Here is an 18,404-nt window from a genome sequence, read left to right as displayed (position 1 = left end):
CGGAGTTTCCATGTCTGTTCCACGTCTACTGTCCGCCCTCGCCGGCGGCCTGCTGGCACTGAGCGCATTGCCGGCGGCTGCCGCCAGCTTGAGCTGCGGCAGCTATAGCGCCGAAGAAGGCTCGGCCCGCTTCGTGATTGAAAGCAGCAGCCAGGCCACGATGCGCTATGAAGGCCTGGCGCCTACCCAGTATGTAATCCGCCAGCAGGGCAACACCCTGCACGCGGCTGACGTATCGAATGGCTTCAGCACCGAGTACAGCCTCAGCAGCGACGGCAAGCGCATCACTGGCAGCCTCGGCGACTACGTGCTGGAGGCCAGCAGCAGGTGCAAGACCGCGCCCACACCGGCCGCGAACAGCTGCCGTGCCGATATCGACAGCTGCATCGAGAGCGCCAGCACGGCAACGCCGCAGCAGCTGCGCCAGTGGTGCCAGGAAGACCTGCCCTTCGCCTGCGAGCGCCTGCTGTCCAACTACCGCAACGAAGCCCAGGCCGCACTACAGGCGGCAACGCCCGATCCGGACCTGGAAGAACCTGCCGTCTGCAAGGAAGGCAATCCGCAGTACAGCGAAGCGGCCTGCCTGGCGGCAGCCAAGGAAGTGCTCGGCATCGCCATGGCCAAGGCGCTGGTCGGCGCGTTCGGCAGCAATAGCGCGGTGCTGCCCGAGCCGCGTTTGAACGAGCTGCTGCAGCTGTGCCGCAGCCATCCGGACGCCGGCTTCTGCAGCGAGGTCGCCGATGCTCATTGGGATGCCGGGAGCTACCTGCCCGCACGTGAAGCCCTGCAGCTGGCCTGCAAGGCCGGCGCCGACGAGATGACCTGCAAGCGCACACAAGCGCTGGCTGCACTGAGCGCTGCCGATCTTGACGTCGGCCCTGCCAGCAGCCTGCCCTGCGGTGACTACAAGGCCAGCACCGGCCTGATGGATGCGCTCGGTTTCGGCAACGATGGCCTGGTGACGATGGGCATGGGCAGCGAGCTGCGCGCCCGCCTGCAGGATGGCGCCATCCATATCCGCCACGACAAGGGCGGCGACTTCGTGCTCAAGCCGCTGCGCAACGGCGGCCTGCTCGGCATCGACAGCTGGAACCGCTATGCCGTCTACCAGCGCACCGGCGGCAACAACCACTGCAGCGCGCCCAAGGTATTCGTCGAGCTGCCGCTGCCGCAGGATTGCCCAGTGGGCAGCGACCCGCAGGCCTGCTGCGACAGCGGCAAGCTGCAGGGCTGCAACACCCTCGGCCACCGCCACTCGCTGGCCGGTGACTGGCAGGCCGCCGCACCGTATTACCAGAAGCTCTGCCAGGCCGGCGTCCGCGTTGGCTGCGAGAACCTGCGCAGCGTCTACGAGAACACCGGTGACGAAGACATCCCCGGCAAACTGCTGTCCATCTGCAAGCGCGACGGCAAGGGCACCCATGTGGCCTGCGATGTCTACGAGACCACCAACTGGGCAATGGCCGGTCTGGGCGCGCAGCTGATGCGAGCCGCCGAAGACCTCGACAACGAAGAAGACGCCGACGCACCGGCGCCCCCCAGCAAGGGCAAATCGCTGCGCAAGTAAGGCATGCGGCGCAGGTCGCGGCAGCGGCCTGCGCTACAGTACGCATATGAACGAATTCGACCGCGTACGCGACTATCTGACCGGCCTGCAGGACCGCATCTGCGCCGCCATCGAGCAGGCCGACGGCCAGGCCCGTTTCAACGAGGACCGCTGGCAGCGCGCCGAAGGCGGCGGCGGCCGCACCCGCATCCTGCGTGATGGCGCGGTGTTCGAGCAGGCCGGCATCGGCTTCTCCGACGTCGCCGGCACCCGCCTGCCGCCCTCGGCCTCGGCCAATCGCCCGGAGCTCGCAGGCGCCTCCTGGCGCGCCTGTGGCGTGTCGCTGGTGTTCCACCCCAGCAACCCCTACCTGCCGACCACCCACGCCAACGTGCGCTACTTCCAGGCCGAGCTGGATGGCAAGACGGTGGCAGCCTGGTTCGGCGGCGGTTTCGACCTGACCCCGTTCTATCCCTTCGACGAAGACGTGCAGCACTGGCACACGGTTGCGCGCGAGCTGTGTGCGCCTTACGGCGAAGACCGTTATGGCGCGCACAAGCGCTGGTGCGATGAATATTTCTTCCTCAAGCACCGCAATGAAACGCGCGGCGTTGGCGGCCTGTTCTTCGACGACCTGCACGCGGACTTTGAAACCGACTTCAATTACCTGCAAGCGGTCGGCGACGGATTCCTCGATGCCTACCTGCCCATCGTCGAGCGCCGCAAGGACACGCCCTACGGCGAGCGCGAGCGCGAGTTCCAGCTGTACCGCCGCGGCCGCTATGTCGAATTCAACCTGGTCTACGACCGCGGCACCTTGTTCGGCCTGCAGAGTGGTGGCCGCAGCGAGAGCATCCTGATGAGCCTGCCACCGCGCGTGCGCTGGGAATACGGCTACACCCCCGACAACGGCAGCGATGAAGCACGCCTGGCCGAGTACCTGGTCCCAAGGGATTGGCTGTAGTGCCGAGCCATGCTCGGCAGGAGCCTCACAAGCAGCACCACAACCTGTAGTGCCGAGCCATGCTCGGCAGGAGCCTCACAAGCAGCACCGCAACCGTAGTGCCGAGCCATGCTCGGCAAGGGGCCTTACAAGTAGTCTTGTAGGAGCGGCGTAAGCCGCGAAGCCATCAAAAATGAAATCGCGGCAATACCTGCAATCGGATGGTCCGCCAGCTTCGCGGCTTACGCCGCTCCTACAACACCTCTGCCGAGCATGGCTCGGCACTACATCCGGTCCTTCTTGAGGATGATGGTGATGTGGCCGTTGGTTTCAAGCAGTGCCAGGTCTACTTCATCCACGTCGTCGCAACCTGCGTCGCGCATCGCCTTGGAAAAATCGGCCTTGCTCACCAGCTCGCGCCGCAACACCTTCTGCAGTACGTGGCCGTGCCGGGCCAGTACCACCGGCTCGCCTTCGATCACCCGCTCCATCGCCGGGCTGCGGGTGGTGATCCAACCTACGAAATAATTCAGCGCAATCAGCGTGGCCGCCAGCAACAGGCCGCCGCCCAGTGAGGTGTCCTGGCCAAGCAATGCGTTCTGCACGGCATTGCCCAGCAACACCAGCAACAGCATGTCGAACGGGGTGAATTGGCCCAGCGTGCGTTTGCCGGCCACCCGCACCATCACCAGCACCACGACATAGACAATCACCGCGCGCAGGATGAATTCCCACCACGGCATCGCCAATGCGAACAGGTCGGACATGATTCCCCTCCATCACTCGATGGCAGCATCCTCGACCAGCACGGATAAAGGGAATGCGAGTATCGCGACGGCGTTATCGCGGGTCAAAATGGTTTCATTTGCTACAAAAAGAAGCCCCGCCGACCAGGGGGGGGTCGACGGGGCCGGGGAGCGGGCATTTGGGGAGGAATCCCCGCTCCGAGATCTGCTCCAGGGGATGGGAGAGATCCGCGACAGACGTTGCGTCTGTCGCGGACTATATGAGCATTCCCAACCTTGATGGATCGTGAAGAATCTGTCGTGCTTTCAAAATAATTAAGGACAGATTCATCTGCCAAATACCGCTGGCATTTAATAAATGCGGTGTAACGCGACGCATTGTTTCATTTACTAATACTTTCTAGTTAAGAAACTAGAAAATCAATGAGCCTCGTCCCAATTTTCCCCGATTCCGGTGTCAACAACCAACGGTACCCGCAGCGTCGCAGCCGACGCCATCCGTGACTCGACTTCCGCACGCAAGGTGTCGATGAATGCGGCATCGGCTTCAAATACCAGTTCGTCGTGCACCTGCAGGATCATCTTGGCCTGGTCACTGTACCCCTGCAGCCAGGCGTCCACGCTGACCATCGCCCGCTTGATGATGTCCGCCGCGGTGCCCTGCATCGGTGCATTGATGGCGGCACGCTCGGCACCGGCACGCAGGCCCTGGTTGCGGGCGTGGATGTCATTCAGATACAGGCGCCGGCCAAACAGGGTTTCCACATAGCCCTGCTCACGGGCCTGTGCGCGCATGCGCTCCATGAAGTCACGCACCGCCGGATAACGGCTGAAATACAGCGCGACATAATCCTGCGCCTGGCCGCGGTCGATACCGAGGTTCTTGGCCAGGCCAAAGGCGCTCATGCCGTACATCAGGCCGAAGTTGATCGCCTTGGCGGCGCGGCGTTCGTTCGCCGTCACCTCGTCCAGCGCGCGCCCGAACACTTCGGCCGCCGTTGCGCGGTGCACGTCGGCGCCCTGCTCGAACGCACGCACCAGACCCGGGTCTTCGGACAGATGCGCCATGATCCGCAGTTCGATCTGCGAGTAGTCGCAGGCCATCAGCTTGCGACCCGGTGGGGCGACAAAGGCCTTGCGGATGCGGCGGCCATCCTCGGTGCGTACCGGGATGTTCTGCAGGTTCGGATCGGACGAGGACAGCCGCCCGGTCGCCGCACCGGACTGGTGGTAGCTGGTGTGCACGCGGCCGGTATCCGGGTTGACCATCTCCGGCAGCTTGTCGGTATAGGTGCTGCGCAGCTTGGTCAGGCCGCGGTATTCCAGGATCACCCGCGGCAGCTCATGCTGCTCGGCAATCGCCTCCAGCGCCTCTTCATTCGTGCTGGGCTGGCCCTTGGGGGTTTTCACCAGCGCCGGCAGGCCAAGCTCGTCGAACAACACCGCCTGCAGCTGCTTGGGCGAATCCAGGTTGAAGGTATGCCCGGCCAGCTCGGTGGCCTTCTGCTGCGCGGCCAGCATGCGTGCGGACAGGTCATTGCTCTGCCGCTTCAGCTCGGCCGCGTCGATGCGCACGCCATTGGCCTCGATGCGCGCCAACACCGGCACCAGCGGCATCTCGATATCGCGGTACACGCTTTCCAGCGACGGTATCGCTGCCAGCTGCGGGGCCAATACGCGGTGCAGGCGCAGGGTGATGTCGGCGTCTTCGGCGGCGTAGGCGCCGGCTTCGTCGATGCCTACCTGGGCAAACGAAATCTGCTTTGCGCCCTTGCCCGCCACGTCCTCGAACTTGGTGGTGGTGTAGCCAAGATAGCGCTGCGCCAGCGAATCCATGTCATGGCGGGTGGCGGTGGAATTGAGCACGAAGCTTTCCAGCATCGTGTCATCGGCATAGCCCTGCACGTCCACGCCATGGCGGCGCAGCACGTGGATGTCGTACTTGCCGTGCTGGCCCAGCTTGTTCTTGCCAGCGTCCTCCAGCAACGGCTTGAGCGCGTCCAGCACCTGCTGCAGGGGCAGCTGCTCGGGCGCACCCGGATAGATGTGGCCCACCGGGATATAGGCACCCTTGCCCGGCTCCACCGCCAGACTGATGCCGACCAGGTTGGCGCGCATCGCGTCCAGCGCGTCGGTTTCGGTATCGAAGGCAAATTCGTCGGCAGCCTGCAGACGCGCAACCCAGGCCTGCAGCTGTTCGCTGGTGAACACCGTTTCGTATTCACCCTTTTCTGCCATCGCTGGATCAAGGCCAACAACCGGCTCGCTATCAGCTGCCTTGGCGTAGCCGGCGGCGGTGCCGCGCAGGCTGGGCTTGCTGTCGGCGGCCACGTCCGGCGCTGCCACGCCGCCCAGCTCACGCAGGGCCTGGGTGAAGCCGTAACGCGCATACAGCTCGCGCAGCGTCTCCACGTGCTGTTCGCGCAGCTTCAGGTCGCGCGGGCCCTGTTGCAGCGGCACATCGGTGCGGATGGTGACCAGGTCACGGTTCAGCGGCAGCCGCGGCAGCGCGGCGCGCAGGTTCTCGCCGATCTTGCCCTTCATGGTCGGGGCGGCGGCAATCACGCCGTCCAGGTCGTTGTACTCGGCCAGCCACTTGGCAGCGGTCTTGGGGCCGCACTTCTCCACCCCCGGCACGTTGTCGACGGTGTCGCCCATCAACGCCAGGTAATCGACGATCTGCTCGGCACGCACGCCGAACTTGTCGATCACCGCCGCATCCGAATCGGTACGGCTGCCGGTCATGGTATTGACCAGCACCACGCCCGGCCGCACCAACTGGGCAAAATCCTTGTCGCCGGTGGAGATGGTGACTTCCAGGCCGTCCTTGGCACCGGCCAGGGCCAGGGTGCCGATCACGTCATCGGCTTCCACGCCGTCCACGCGCAGGATGTCGATACCCAGCGCCTGCACGATGTCGCACATCGGCTGCACCTGCGAGCGCAGGTCGTCGGGCATCGGCGGACGGTTGGCCTTGTACTCGGCATACATGTCGTCGCGGAAGGTCTTGCCCGGCGCATCGACCACGAAGGCGACGTATTCGGGTTTTTCCTTCAGCGTGGAGCGCAGCATGTTGACCACGCCGAACAGCGCGCCGGTGGGCTCGCCATTGGCGTTGGTCAGTGGCGGGAGCGCGTGGAACGCGCGGTACAGGTAACTGGAACCGTCAATAAGGACTAATCTGCTCATGCGCTGATTCTACGCGGCGGGCCGCTGCTGCATGTGGACAGGCATAATCGGACCATTCCCACCGAAGGAAGCACCACCATGAAATCCTTGCTGCTGATCCCCCTGCTGGCCCTGGCCGGCTGCGCCACGCTCGGCGCTGGCTCGCCACCGGTTGATGTCAAAGGTGCGGATGTCACCCGCAAGGCGATGGACAACGGCGACACCATCGAGGAATACCGCGTCGGTGGCACCCTGCGCATGGTCAAGGTGACCCCGGCCCGTGGTGCCCCGTTCTACATGTACGACCGCGACGGCGACGGCCGCATGGACAGCGACAAGGACGGCACCAAGCCGGTGTATTGGAAGCTGTATAGCTGGTGATCCAGCCCCCTCCCTTGCGTGCGCAGCACGGAGGGGAGGGTTGGGGAGGGGTGCTTTGGGCAGCGAAGCGTGAATAGCAGCCGACCCTTTCACCTGCTCCTACAAAGACCTCGTTTGAGGGCTTTGCTGATTCGGCTCACTGGTTTCTTTGGGGACACAGCGGGAAGCACCCCTCCCCAGCCCTCCCCTTCGCTGCGCGAAAGGGAGGGGGCAAAAAGCCGAAAGCCCGCTAATCGAGGGCTTTGTTGATTCTGATTGCTGGTTTCCTTGGGGACAAAGCGGAAAGCACCCCTCCCCAACCCTCCCCTTCGCTACGCGAAAGGGAGGGGGCAAAAAGCCGAAAGCCCTCTAATCGAGGGCTTTGTTGATTCTGGTTGCTGGTTTCTTTTGCGGACACAGCGGAAAGCCCCCTCCCAAACCCTACCCTTTGCCCTCGGCAAAAGGGAGGGGGCCAAGCTTTGCCCCTCCCCTTTGGCGTAGCCAAGGGGGAGGTTGGGAGGGGGTGGTCTTGTGCTTTGGGCTTTTGCGGCTCCAGCCAAGAGCCCCGTCCACAGCCCTCCCTTCGCTGCGCGAAAGGGAGGAAGCTGAAAGCCTCAGCGGATCACCAGCACCGGTACCGTGCTGCGGGCCAGCACTTCGGAGGTCTGGCTGCCCAGCAGTACCCGGGTGACGCCACGCCGGCCGTGCGATGTCATCACCAGAAGGTCGCTGTTGCAGGCCTTGGCGGTGTCGATGATGCCGTCGGCGGCGTAGCGGTCCAGCACGTGGTGGGTCTGCACGTCCGCCACATCGGCCGCGTGTGCGGCGGCCAGCGCCGGTTGCAGGATCTTCTGCGCGGCTTCCTCACGGTCCTTCTTGTACTCCGGACTGGCCTCGTAGCCAGCGCTCCAGCCCATGGCGTCGTACATGCCCACCGCCCACGGCTCGGAAACCGTGACGATGTCGACATGCGCGCCCAGTTGGGCGGCCAGCTCCAGCCCCTTGGCCAAGCCCTTGGCGGAAAGCTCGGAACCGTCGGTGGCGATCAGGATGCGCTTGTACATGGCAGTTCTCCTTGGATGAAAGGGGGTGGTGACACCATTGCACACCCGATGGTGCCCCCATGCCTTGCGCCAAATCAAACCGGGACCCTCAAACGTTGACCCATACCTCCCAGTGTGGTCCGCGCTGCTGCCAGTCGAACTCAACCGGCAGGAACTTCTCGATCAGCCGCGCATTGCTGCGCAGGTGGTCGCTGAGGCTGGCGGTGGTGAAGCGCCCACCGCCGGCCAGCGCCATCGGCAACAGTAGTTGGTCCGACAGGTGCTCGCCCACGCAGGCACCGCCGTCCAGATAGGTCTGCACGGTCTCGGCCAACCGGCCCGCCACGTCCTCGGCAGCCAGTCCACGTTCGCCATGACTGTCGAAATGCTCGACATGCAGGTCATGCCGCACCGTCACCGAGGCCACGTTGCCCGGCCCCAGCGCCGGCCGCACCACCCGCACATGGCGTGGATGGGCATCCAGCCCAAAGCGCTTGGCCAGCACATCCAGCTCGCGCTGGCCGATGGCGGCAGGCAGGCCCGATACCAGCACCTGCGCTTCCAGCTTCTGCAAGGGCCCGCGCACGCTGAATTCCTGTGCCTGCAGTTGCGGGCATGGCTGTACCGTGGCCTCAAGCATACCGCCACCGGCCGGGTGGAAGCCCGGTACATGCAGCTGCAGTTCCGCCTGCACGCCCATCCGCGCCAGTGCCGGCAGATAGCAGCTGCTGACGAAGTCGGCACTCGGCGCCATCGGGTTGTGCGTACCGCCTTCCAGCCGCACACGTGACGGCGCGGACGCCTGCCATAGCGCGGGCAGCACCGTCTGCAGCACCAGCGTCGCCGAACCTGCGCTGCCGATGGCGAAGTGATAATCGCCCGCCTGCACGATGCCCGGCACGAAACGCAGCGTGTTCGCGCCCAGGGCTGCGCCTTCCACCTGCGCATTGCTGATCCGCGCCGCGGCGTTGACCGCAGTCAGGTGCTGGCGCATCAGTCCCGGCCGCGAACGCATCGCGCGGATGTCCTGCATGGCAAAGCCAATCCCGGTGCACAGGCTCAAGCTCAGCGCGGAACGCAGCAATTGCCCGCCACCCTGACTCCCATCTATTTCAATCATTTCCATTGTCTTGCCTTCCTGTGGCGCCCCACCGCAGTGGGGCGCCATCTTGCCTTATCCCTTCACACACACCACCTGACGCAGGGTATGCATGATCTCAACCAGATCGCGCTGCGCCTCCATCACCGCCTCGATCGGCTTGTAGGCGGCCGGTGACTCATCCACCACCTCGGCGTCCTTGCGGCACTCCACGTGCGCGGTGGCCTTGATGTGGTCATCCACGCTGATCAGCTTGCGCGCCTTGGTGCGGCTCATCACGCGGCCGGCACCGTGGCTGCAGCTGTGGAAGCTGTCCTCGTTGCCCAGCCCGCGCACGATGAAGCTCTTGGCGCCCATGCTGCCCGGGATGATGCCCATCTCACCCTTGCGCGCACTCACCGCGCCCTTGCGGGTAACAAGTACATCCTTGCCGAAGTGGTGCTCGCGGTTGACGTAGTTGTGGTGGCAGTTGACCGCCTCGGCCTGGGCCTCGAACGGCTTGCTGATCACCGTACGCGCGGCCGCAACCACATTGCGCATCATCACCTCACGGTTGATACGGGCAAAACGCTGCGCCCAGTCCACCGCAAACACGTAGTCGCCGTAATGCGCGCTGCCTTCCGGCAGGTACGCCAGGTCCTGGTCCGGCAGGTTGATCATCCAGCGGCGCATCTCCTGCTTGGCCAGTTCGATGAAGTAGGTGCCGATGGCATTGCCGACGCCACGCGAACCGGAGTGCAGCATGAACCACACGCGCTGTTCTTCATCCAGGCATACCTCGACGAAGTGGTTGCCGGTACCCAGCGTTCCCAGGTGCTTGAGGTTGTTGGTGTTCTTCAGCTTGGGGTGACGCTCGCAGATCAAGGCGAAGTCGGCCGCAAGCTGCGACCAGCCTTCCACCGCCAGCTCCGGCGCGGTGTCCCAGCTGCCCTTGTCACGACCACCACGCGTCACGCTGCGGCCGTGCGGCACCGCGCGTTCGATCGCGCTGCGCAGCGCCGACAGGTTGTCGGGCAGGTCACTGGCGGTCAGCGTGGTACGGGTGGCGATCATACCGCAGCCGATATCCACGCCCACCGCCGCCGGAATGATGGCACCGATGGTCGGCACCACCGAGCCCACGGTTGCGCCTTTGCCCAGGTGGACGTCAGGCATCACCGCTACCCATTGATGGATGAAGGGCAGGCGCGCGATGTTCTTCAGCTGCTCGCGGGCTTCGCCTTCCAGCGGCACGCCGCGCGTCCACAGCTTGATCGGTGCCGCACCAGGCTCCTGGATGACGTTGTAGTTGGTGTCGTTCATTGATGGCTTTCCTGTCATCTTCAAATATAGAGGTGCGGTGACAAACAGTGGTGGAAGTGTCCGCAACGCCAGAAGTAACTTCTGCCGTTGCGGCCGGGAGTCGAACCCGACCCCGCAGGGCTGCCTTTGTAATTCCACCTGCATTCACCGCATGGAACAGCTACGAAAGGTGCCGGCCTGCACGACGAGGTTTGAAGGAACATCCTGCTCTAACCAGACTGAGCTACCGCTGCGTTTCCACAGCGGGCGGGATTCGAACCCGCGACCCGGAGCTTAAGAGGCTGTAGTTCCTTCGGCATTCGTGCGTGCCGACGTTGAAACGTGTTCATGCCGAAGCATGAAGTAATACAAATAGGGTGCCGGCGAATACGACAAGAATGATGGAACGTTTCACCGCTGTGCCACGAGGGCAAGGCGGCGATCCTGCTCTATCCACTGAGCTACCGATGCATTGCGGCATCGGGCGGGAATCGAACCCGCGACCTGGAGCGTCAAATGCTGTAGTTCCATCGGCATTCGTACACGCCGACATTGAGGGGTGGGAGCAGACGGCAAGGGTTGGACTGACTTTCCGGATTCGAACCGGAATGAACAACCAATGTAGTCAGGCCGGCATCCGCCTTCTCCCATGAAATAGTCTCCAGGCCCGGCCGGCCCCATTGCCGGCCGGGCATCACGGCGGCGACATCCGTGTCGCCCTTACAGATTCATTGCCGCGATCCGCTCCACCCAGCGCGGACGCTGTACCGGCGGCAGGCTGGCGTTGGCCAGCAGCTCGAACACCGCATCGCTGAAGCCGCCGATATGCAGCACGTCTTCGCGCTCAACCGTCTGGCTGCTGGACACCGGCTGCAGATCGATGCAGATCAGCTGCGCCTGCGGGCAACGCGCCTTCAGCGCGGCCCACTCACGCATGGTTGCGGTCTCACGGCTGCCGCGGGTGTCACGCCAGCTCTCGTTGTCCGACACCAGCACCAGCAGATCCACCTGCGCACGCTTGCGGTTGAGATAGGCCAGCGGTGCGCTTACCGAGGTACCGCCACCATTGATCGCCAACTGCCGTGCCAGCGTCATCACGCTGTCACGCGGGTTCAACTGCTGCGGATGCACCTCGGTGTCGAACGGCAGCACCTGCGCCTGCGGGTGACCGCGCAACACGCAGGCCGCGATCAAGGCCGCCACGTCGACGCACCGCGCCGCCGAGCTTGCTCCCTTGCGATAGCCGGTCACCGGCCACTGCATCGAGCCGGAGACGTCCACCGCCACCACCACCTTGCCCTGCAATGCCGGCACCGACGCAGTCGCCACTTCCATCGCGTCCTGCAGCGCGTCCAGGATCGGACGCGGCAGTGCCGCACCGGCGTGGTAGGCCATCAGCAGCTGGTAGGGCAGCACCCGCGAACGGGCGATCTGCTGCGGGTCACGCAGCTTCGCTGCCACTTCGGCAACCATCGCCGCATCCTCGAACACACCGTGACGGGCAAAGGTGTTCAAGTTCATCCGAAGCTGCTGCCAGCTTGAGTTGCGCGCCAGCACCGACCACTGCGCGGCATCCAATGCCAGCGCGCTGTAGTACTGGAACGGCAGGTCCGGCAGCATCCCGCGCGGTTCGCGCTTGAACGCCTCGTAGGCACGCAGTTCCGCTGGTAACAGCGCCTCGTCGTACGGCCGCCCGATCACCCAGGCATACAGCGCCTCACGCGCGGCATCCTGCGGCTTGGGGTGGACCATGCGGATCACATCGGCCAGCGACGGCTGGTTGCCGATCGCCGCGCGGATGATCGCCTTCGGCGAGGCCTGCTGCAGCCACTGCCGCAGCATGCGCTTGGGCAACGAGCCCAGCGAACGGCGGCCCACCCGACCGCTACGCATGATCTGCACGAAGGTACGCAGCATGCGGCCGTTGTCGATCACATGCGGGAAAGCAGCGGCAAACGCCTCGCCATCACGCACGCTCAGCAGCGCCAACAGCAGCGCGGGCACGTCCTTCATATGCGCCACGCCGTGGGCATAGGCCGCGGTGCGGGCAATGAAGCCAGCATCGACCTCGTTGCACAGCGCCTGCACCTGCTCCAGTTGCGCATCGGCGCTGGCGTAGAAGGTGCTGTTCAGGCAACCGGTGGCGGCGAACAGGGCCAAGGCCGCACGCGGGTCGCGGACATAGGCCGATCCACCGGCTTCGTTGCGGACCGTGGCCTTCGGCAGCAGGGCGCCGCGGAAGGATGCGAACAGGTTTGCGTTGGCCATTTCGTACTCCTCGGCGGGAACTGCCCGCCGCTTGTCTGCCCCTATAAACGCAATGGCCGTGCCAACTTTTCCATTATTCGATCAATTCATTGATTTACAAAGGTATTTTTAATTTCCAGGAGAGAACTCGCGCATCCGTGATGCGGACTTACGTATACTTTCAGCGCGCTTTTTATAGGAATTGATATGTCCAAGCGTCAGGTCATCTTCGGCATGCTCGGCACCCAGCTCGATTCGGGCAGCGGCCCCGGTCGCTGGGAAAAATGGCGGCCCACCGTAGCCCTGGGCATGCATGAAGACTTCCAGCCCGATCGCATCGAGCTGATGCTGGACGAGCGCCGCTTCAGCCGGCTGGCCAAACTGGTGCAGGAAGATCTGGCACTGGTATCACCCGGTACCGAGCTGCGCCTGCACGACACCTACCTGGTCGACCCCTGGGAATTCGAAGGCGTCTACGCACGCCTGCACGACTTTCTCGCGGCCTATCCATTCCAGCCGGACGAGGAGGACTACTACGTCCACATCACCACCGGCACCCACGTCACCCAGATCTGCTGGTTCCTGCTGACCGAGAGCCGCCACTTCCCCGGCCGCCTGCTGCAGACCTCGCCGCCGCGCAAGCAAGGCAATGGCGACCCCGGCAGCCACGCCGTGATCGATCTGGACCTGTCGCGCTACGACCACATCGCCCAGCGCTTCGCCCAACAGCAGCTGCAGGATCGCGACCTGCTCAAGAGCGGCATCGCCACCCGCAACCCGGGTTTCAACCGGATGATCGAGCAGATCGAGAAAGTCGCCACGCGCTCGCGCGCACCGATGCTGCTGACCGGCCCCACCGGTGCCGGCAAGAGCCAGCTGGCCAAGCGTGTGTTCGAGCTGAAGAAGCTCAAGCACCAGTTGCCCGGTCGTTTCGTCGAAGTGAACTGCGCGACCCTGCGCGGCGACGGCGCGATGAGTACCTTGTTCGGCCATACCAAGGGCGCCTATACCGGCGCCAGCAGCGACCGCGCCGGCCTGCTACGCTCGGCCCACCAAGGTCTGCTGTTCCTCGACGAGATCGGCGAGCTGGGTGCGGACGAGCAGGCCATGCTGCTGCGCGCACTGGAAGAGAAGCGCTTCCTGCCGGTGGGCAGTGACCGCGAGGTGGAAAGCGACTTCCAGCTGATTGCCGGCACCAACCGCGACCTGCAGCACGATGTCCGCCAAGGCCGCTTCCGCGAGGACCTGCTGGCACGACTGAACCTATGGACTTACCAACTCCCCGGCCTTGCCGAACGCAGCGAGGACATCGAGCCCAACCTGGAATTCGAACTGGAGCGCTGGTCACGCGAGCAGCACGAACGCGTGCGCTTCAACGCCGAAGCGCGTAGCCGCTATCTGACATTCGCCACCAGCAGCGAAGCTGCATGGCGCGGCAACTTCCGCGATCTGGGCGCCAGTGTTGTGCGCATGGCGACGCTGGCAAATGCAGGACGCATCCAGGCCGACGGCGTCGATGAAGAGATCAACCGCCTGCGCACGCAATGGCATGGCGGCGATGATGCATCGCCACTGCAGGCATTGCTCGGCGATGTTGCCAACCAACTGGACCGCTTCGACCGCGTGCAGCTGGAAGAAGTGGTACGCGTCTGCCTGCGCTCAAAAAACCTGTCAGCCGCCGGCCGTGAACTGTTCGCGGTATCACGCACGCAGCGTGCCAGCACCAACGACGCCGATCGCCTGCGCAAATACCTGGCCAAGTTCGATCTGGATTGGGAGCAGCTGAGGAATCACGCAACCCCACTGTAGTGCCGAGCCATGCTCGGCAGCCCTTGGCACAGGGGCTCATGCGCGCGCCATTCCCCGGGTGCGCTGCGCTTACCCGGGCTACATCAGATCACCGTCAGATTCGCATACGCCATCACCAACCACTTGCTGCCGGCGTCAGCGAACTCGACCTGCACGCGAGCGTGTTGGCCGTTACCTTCGTAGTCAGTGACCATACCTTCGCCGAACTTCGGGTGATTCACCAACGCGCCCAGCTTGATCGGCGGTGCTTCGATATTGGCGTGACCGCCCATCACCCGGTTGGCACCCAGCGAGGCCGGGCGCGAGACCTGCACCTTGGGACGAACCTCGTTGAGCAGCTCGCGCGGGATCTCACGCAGGAAGCGTGACGGCAGGCTGTAATTGTCCTGGCCGTGGATGCGGCGCGATTCGGCATAGCCGAGTACCAGCTTCTGCCGCGCGCGGGTGATGCCGACGTAAGCCAGACGGCGCTCTTCTTCCAGACGCCCACTTTCTTCGAGCGAACGCGCACTGGGAAACAAGCCTTCTTCCATGCCGGCCAGGAACACCAGCGGGAACTCCAGGCCCTTGGCCGAGTGCAGCGTCATCAGCTGCACTCCCTCTTCACCTGCCTGTGCCTGGCCTTCGCCAGCTTCCAGCGAAGCATAGGACAGGAACGCCACCAGCTCGCTCATGTCCTCAGCGCCTTCCTCGATATCATCTTCGCGACGCACGAAGCGCGAGGCCACCGAGATCAATTCGTCGAGGTTGTCGGTGCGCGATTCCGAATCCAACGCGTTGCGACTCTCCTTGCCCCAGTGCTCACGCAGCGCCGAACGTGACAGCACGTGATCGATGCGCTCGGACAGATCCATCTCGCCGGTTTCGGCGGTGATCTGCTGCACCAGGTTGATGAAACCGGCCAGCGCATTCTTCGCGCGGGAGGTCAGATCGGTGCCCTGCGTGGCCAGCATCGCTGCCTCCCACAATGGCAGCGCCTGCTGCCGTGCGATGCGCCGCACCTCATCCAGGGTGCGCTCGCCAATGCCGCGCGTCGGTGTGTTCACCGCACGCTCGAAGGCCGCATCGTCGTTGCGGTTGGTCATCAGGCGCAGGTAAGCCAACGCGTCCTTGATTTCAGCACGCTCGAAGAAGCGCATGCCACCGTACACGCGGTACGGCACCTGCTCGCTGAGCAGGGCTTCTTCGAAGGCACGCGACTGCGCGTTGCTGCGGTAGAGCACGGCGACATCACCGTAGCTGCCACCATCACGCACCCACTGCCGCGCACGCTCGACCAGGTAACGCGCCTCGTCCATCTCGTTGTAGGCGGCAAACAGGTCGATGGGATCGCCGTCGCCGCTGTCGGTCCACAGCTGTTTGCCGATGCGGTCCGGGTTGTGCGCGATCACCGCATTGGCGGCGCCAAGGATGTTGGCGGTGGAGCGGTAGTTCTGCTCCAGGCGGATGGTCTGCGCGCCAGGGAAATCCTTGAGGAAGCGCTGCACGTTCTCGACCTTGGCACCGCGCCAGCCGTAGATGGCCTGGTCATCGTCACCGACCACGAATACATGCGCGCTGTCGCCGGCCAGCACGCGCACGAAGGCGTACTGGATGGCGTTGGTGTCCTGGAACTCGTCGACGAGGATCTCGCGGAAGCGGGCGCGGTAATGCGCCAGCAGCGCCGGGTTGTCGCGCAGCAGTTCATGCGCGCGCAGCAGCAGCTCGGCGAAGTCGACCAGGCCGGCCCGGTCGCAGCGCTCCTGGTAGGCCGCATAGGCCTGGCGCAGGGTTTCGCCCCACTGGTCATGCGGCTCGGGCTGGATGTGCTGCGGACGCCGACCCTCATCCTTCTGCGTGTTGATCCACCACATCACCTGCTTGGGCGGGTACTTGCTGTCGTCCAGCTCAAGCTGCTGGACCACACGCTTGACCATGCGCAGCTGGTCGTCCGAATCCATCACCTGGAAGGCTTCGGGCAGCCTGGCATCGGCCCAGTGCAGGCGCAGCAGGCGATGGGCCAGGCCGTGGAAGGTACCGATCCACATGCCGCGGCTGCCCTTGCTCAGCTGCAGGTCGATGCGGTGGCGCATTTCGCCGGCCGCCTTGTTGGTGAAGGTGACCGCGAAGATGCCGTGCGCGGGCACGCCACAGACTTCGGTAAGCCAGGCGATGCGATGGATAAGCACACGCGTCTTGCCGGAACCGGCGCCGGCAAGAATCAGGTGGTGACCAAGAGGCGCGGAAACGGCCTCGCGCTGGGCTGCGTTCAGCCCGTCGAGCAAGTGGGAGACATCCATGCGCCCATTTTACGGGAAGCAGGCCAACGCTACCTGTAGTGCCGAGCCATGCTCGGCAGGGGCTTTACCAGCCCCCTCTGTAGGAGCGGCGTCAGCCGCGAAGCTCGCAGCGCGCGAAAGGCCTCAAAAGCCAACCCCTCCCCAACCCTCCCCTTTGCTGCGCAAAAGGGAGGGGGCAGAAGCACTACAGGGCTTGCTTTGCCGCCGCTGCCGCCTGCCCACGCAATTCAGGAATCGCCAGGCTTTCCCACAGGCTGCCGATGCGCAGACTGCCCAGCACCTGCACGCGCGGCTCAACCATGCCATCGGCGTCGATCAGGCTGCCGTCGGCCGCTGTATCCAGGCCGATTCCATGCGGGCCGGCACGGCCCACGCCACTGCCCAGCAACTGCTGCAGCAGCGGATTACGCATCGCCTGCGCGCGCATCTCCACGCCAGTGGCGTTGACCACGCATTGCACTTCCAACTGCAACGGCTGACGCCAGCGGTTCAGCGCGCCCAGCCGCACACAGGCACCTTCGGCAACGGCGGTTTCCAGGCGACCGCGATGCAACTGCAGGCGACCGGCCAGCTGCAACTCCTGCAGCTGCGCATGCAGCGGCGCGGCGATACGGTGGCGATGCACGTCCCAGTAACGCACCACATGCCGCAGGAAACGACGCTGGTCGTCGAATGAAAGGCTTTGCCACAAGCGCTGACCCAGCGGACGGATACGATCCATCACGCTCTGCCACGGAATATCGCGGGCTGCCGCCTCGGCTGCATGACGCCGCAATGCGTGCATGCGCTGGCGCAGGCTCATCGACAGCAAAGGCTCGGGATCGTAGTCAGCGGCAGCACCCTTGGCGTGCGGCAAGGGCAGCAGTGCATGCCGCGACAGCACATGGATACGCCCGCGATGACCGTTGGCCTGCAGCGTCGCCACGCTGTCCGCCATGCTCAGGCCGGAACCAATGATCGCAACATCGGCATTGTCTGCAATGGCATCGAGCGCGGCGTAATCCCAGGCCTCCACGCGCTTGCCGCTGACCAGACTGCTGGCACCGCGCGCCGGCAGTGGCCGCAGCGCATTGCCCACCGCCAGGACCACTCGCCCAGCCTGCACTGGCCGGCCCGAATCCAGGGTCAGCAGCACGCCTTCCTGATTGGGCTGCAGCGCCTGTACCCGCGCAGCCAGAATCTCCAATTGCGCAGGACTGGCGTCCACCGCCTGCTGCAGGCGCAAGCGCAGGTAGTCGGCGTAATGCCGACGCGACACGAACTGCCCAGCCACCTGTTCCCGCGACAGCGCAGGAAACGCCTGCACTTCACACAGGTAATCAAGGAAGTCATCGGGTTGTTCAGGAAAGCCGCTCATCTTGGCGGCCGGCACGTTCAGCACGTGCTCCTCGCGCGTGGTGGCATAGGCCACGCCGCGGGCCAGCGGCAGGTTCGGCTCGATCACCAGCAGGCGCAGCGGCTGGCTTGCGCCACGCAGTACACCGATGGCGGCAAGTACGCCGGCGGCGCCACCACCAATGATGGCCAGATCACACAATGCAGGGGTATCAATAACACTCATCTGCCCGATTGTAGGCGATGCAGTACCCCCGCCTGATGCTGCACGGGCATGTATTCATGCTGGCAGGGCGGGAACTTTTTCACAGCCCTGAAACACAGAACCCGCCTTTCGGCGGGTTCTGCTTGGAACAGCAGCTCAAACAATCCCTGGGGATTACTTGATCTTGCCTTCCTTGTACATCACGTGCTTGCGAACAACCGGATCGTACTTGAGGAATTCCATCTTCCCCGGGGTGTTCTTCTTGTTCTTGTCGGTCGTGTAGAAGTGGCCAGTGCCGGCCGAGGAAATCATACGGACCTTATCGCGCTTACCTGCCATGATC

At 64.3% G+C, this 18,404-nt stretch carries 13 protein-coding genes; 4 read left to right on the top strand and 9 right to left on the bottom strand.

The window, feature by feature from the left end:
* Window positions 1-10 precede the first annotated feature (10 nt).
* Window positions 11-1,567: a hypothetical protein gene (locus AC1VXC_RS01625; protein ID WP_481538984.1), complete on the top strand. Its 1,557-nt coding sequence runs from the start codon at window positions 11-13 to the stop codon at window positions 1,565-1,567.
* A 46-nt stretch (window positions 1,568-1,613) separates the two neighbouring features.
* Window positions 1,614-2,510, top strand: coding sequence for an oxygen-dependent coproporphyrinogen oxidase (hemF, locus tag AC1VXC_RS01620; RefSeq protein WP_313174138.1), 897 nt, complete (start codon window positions 1,614-1,616; stop codon window positions 2,508-2,510).
* A gap of 263 nt (window positions 2,511-2,773) precedes the next feature.
* Here the strand turns inward: hemF and AC1VXC_RS01615 are convergent, their stop codons facing one another.
* A complete protein-coding gene (locus AC1VXC_RS01615; protein WP_313174140.1) occupies window positions 2,774-3,256 on the bottom strand; it encodes a DUF421 domain-containing protein in 483 nt (160 codons plus the stop codon).
* A 399-nt stretch (window positions 3,257-3,655) separates the two neighbouring features.
* Window positions 3,656-6,424 carry a DNA polymerase I gene (gene polA, locus AC1VXC_RS01610; protein WP_481538390.1) on the bottom strand — a complete coding sequence of 923 codons (2,769 nt, stop codon included), beginning with the start codon at window positions 6,422-6,424 and terminating at the stop codon, window positions 3,656-3,658.
* A 78-nt stretch (window positions 6,425-6,502) separates the two neighbouring features.
* Between polA and AC1VXC_RS01605 the strand changes: the two genes are divergently transcribed.
* Window positions 6,503-6,784 carry a DUF2782 domain-containing protein gene (locus tag AC1VXC_RS01605; RefSeq protein ID WP_313174142.1) on the top strand — a complete coding sequence of 94 codons (282 nt, stop codon included), beginning with the start codon at window positions 6,503-6,505 and terminating at the stop codon, window positions 6,782-6,784.
* Between the two features lie 593 nt (window positions 6,785-7,377).
* Here the strand turns inward: AC1VXC_RS01605 and AC1VXC_RS01600 are convergent.
* The 4 genes from AC1VXC_RS01600 to AC1VXC_RS01585 all read right to left on the bottom strand — a co-directional run bounded on the left by AC1VXC_RS01600 (window position 7,378) and on the right by AC1VXC_RS01585 (window position 12,454).
* Window positions 7,378-7,827, bottom strand: coding sequence for a universal stress protein (locus AC1VXC_RS01600; protein ID WP_313174144.1), 450 nt, complete (start codon window positions 7,825-7,827; stop codon window positions 7,378-7,380).
* Between the two features lie 88 nt (window positions 7,828-7,915).
* A complete protein-coding gene (gene rtcA / locus AC1VXC_RS01595; protein WP_481538389.1) occupies window positions 7,916-8,932 on the bottom strand; it encodes an RNA 3'-terminal phosphate cyclase in 1,017 nt (338 codons plus the stop codon).
* Between the two features lie 48 nt (window positions 8,933-8,980).
* A complete protein-coding gene (locus AC1VXC_RS01590; RefSeq protein ID WP_481538388.1) occupies window positions 8,981-10,207 on the bottom strand; it encodes an RtcB family protein in 1,227 nt (408 codons plus the stop codon).
* A 699-nt stretch (window positions 10,208-10,906) separates the two neighbouring features.
* The gene (locus AC1VXC_RS01585; protein WP_481538387.1) at window positions 10,907-12,454 is read right to left on the bottom strand and encodes a vWA domain-containing protein; all 1,548 of its coding nucleotides are present in this window, start codon (window positions 12,452-12,454) and stop codon (window positions 10,907-10,909) included.
* 186 nt (window positions 12,455-12,640) lie between these two features.
* On the opposite strand from AC1VXC_RS01585, the gene rtcR reads away from it, so the two are divergent.
* Entirely contained in the window at window positions 12,641-14,242 is a 1,602-nt protein-coding gene (gene rtcR / locus AC1VXC_RS01580) for an RNA repair transcriptional activator RtcR (RefSeq protein ID WP_481538386.1), read from the top strand.
* An 83-nt stretch (window positions 14,243-14,325) separates the two neighbouring features.
* On the opposite strand, the gene uvrD is transcribed toward rtcR, so the two are convergent.
* The 3 genes from uvrD to rpmG all read right to left on the bottom strand — a co-directional run bounded on the left by uvrD (window position 14,326) and on the right by rpmG (window position 18,403).
* Complete coding sequence (uvrD, locus tag AC1VXC_RS01575) at window positions 14,326-16,521, bottom strand: DNA helicase II (protein WP_481538385.1); 2,196 nt, start codon at window positions 16,519-16,521, stop codon at window positions 14,326-14,328.
* A 184-nt stretch (window positions 16,522-16,705) separates the two neighbouring features.
* Window positions 16,706-18,082, bottom strand: a complete 1,377-nt coding sequence (locus tag AC1VXC_RS01570) for an FAD/NAD(P)-binding protein (protein WP_481538384.1) — start codon at window positions 18,080-18,082, stop codon at window positions 16,706-16,708.
* 153 nt (window positions 18,083-18,235) lie between these two features.
* Complete coding sequence (gene rpmG / locus AC1VXC_RS01565) at window positions 18,236-18,403, bottom strand: 50S ribosomal protein L33 (protein WP_172675037.1); 168 nt, start codon at window positions 18,401-18,403, stop codon at window positions 18,236-18,238.
* Window position 18,404: the final 1 nt, after the last annotated feature.

The sequence above is a fragment of the Stenotrophomonas sp. STEN033 genome (assembly GCF_056856655.1).
Note: the sequence above shows the minus strand (reverse complement) of the source record. Positions and strands in the feature narration are given on the sequence as shown.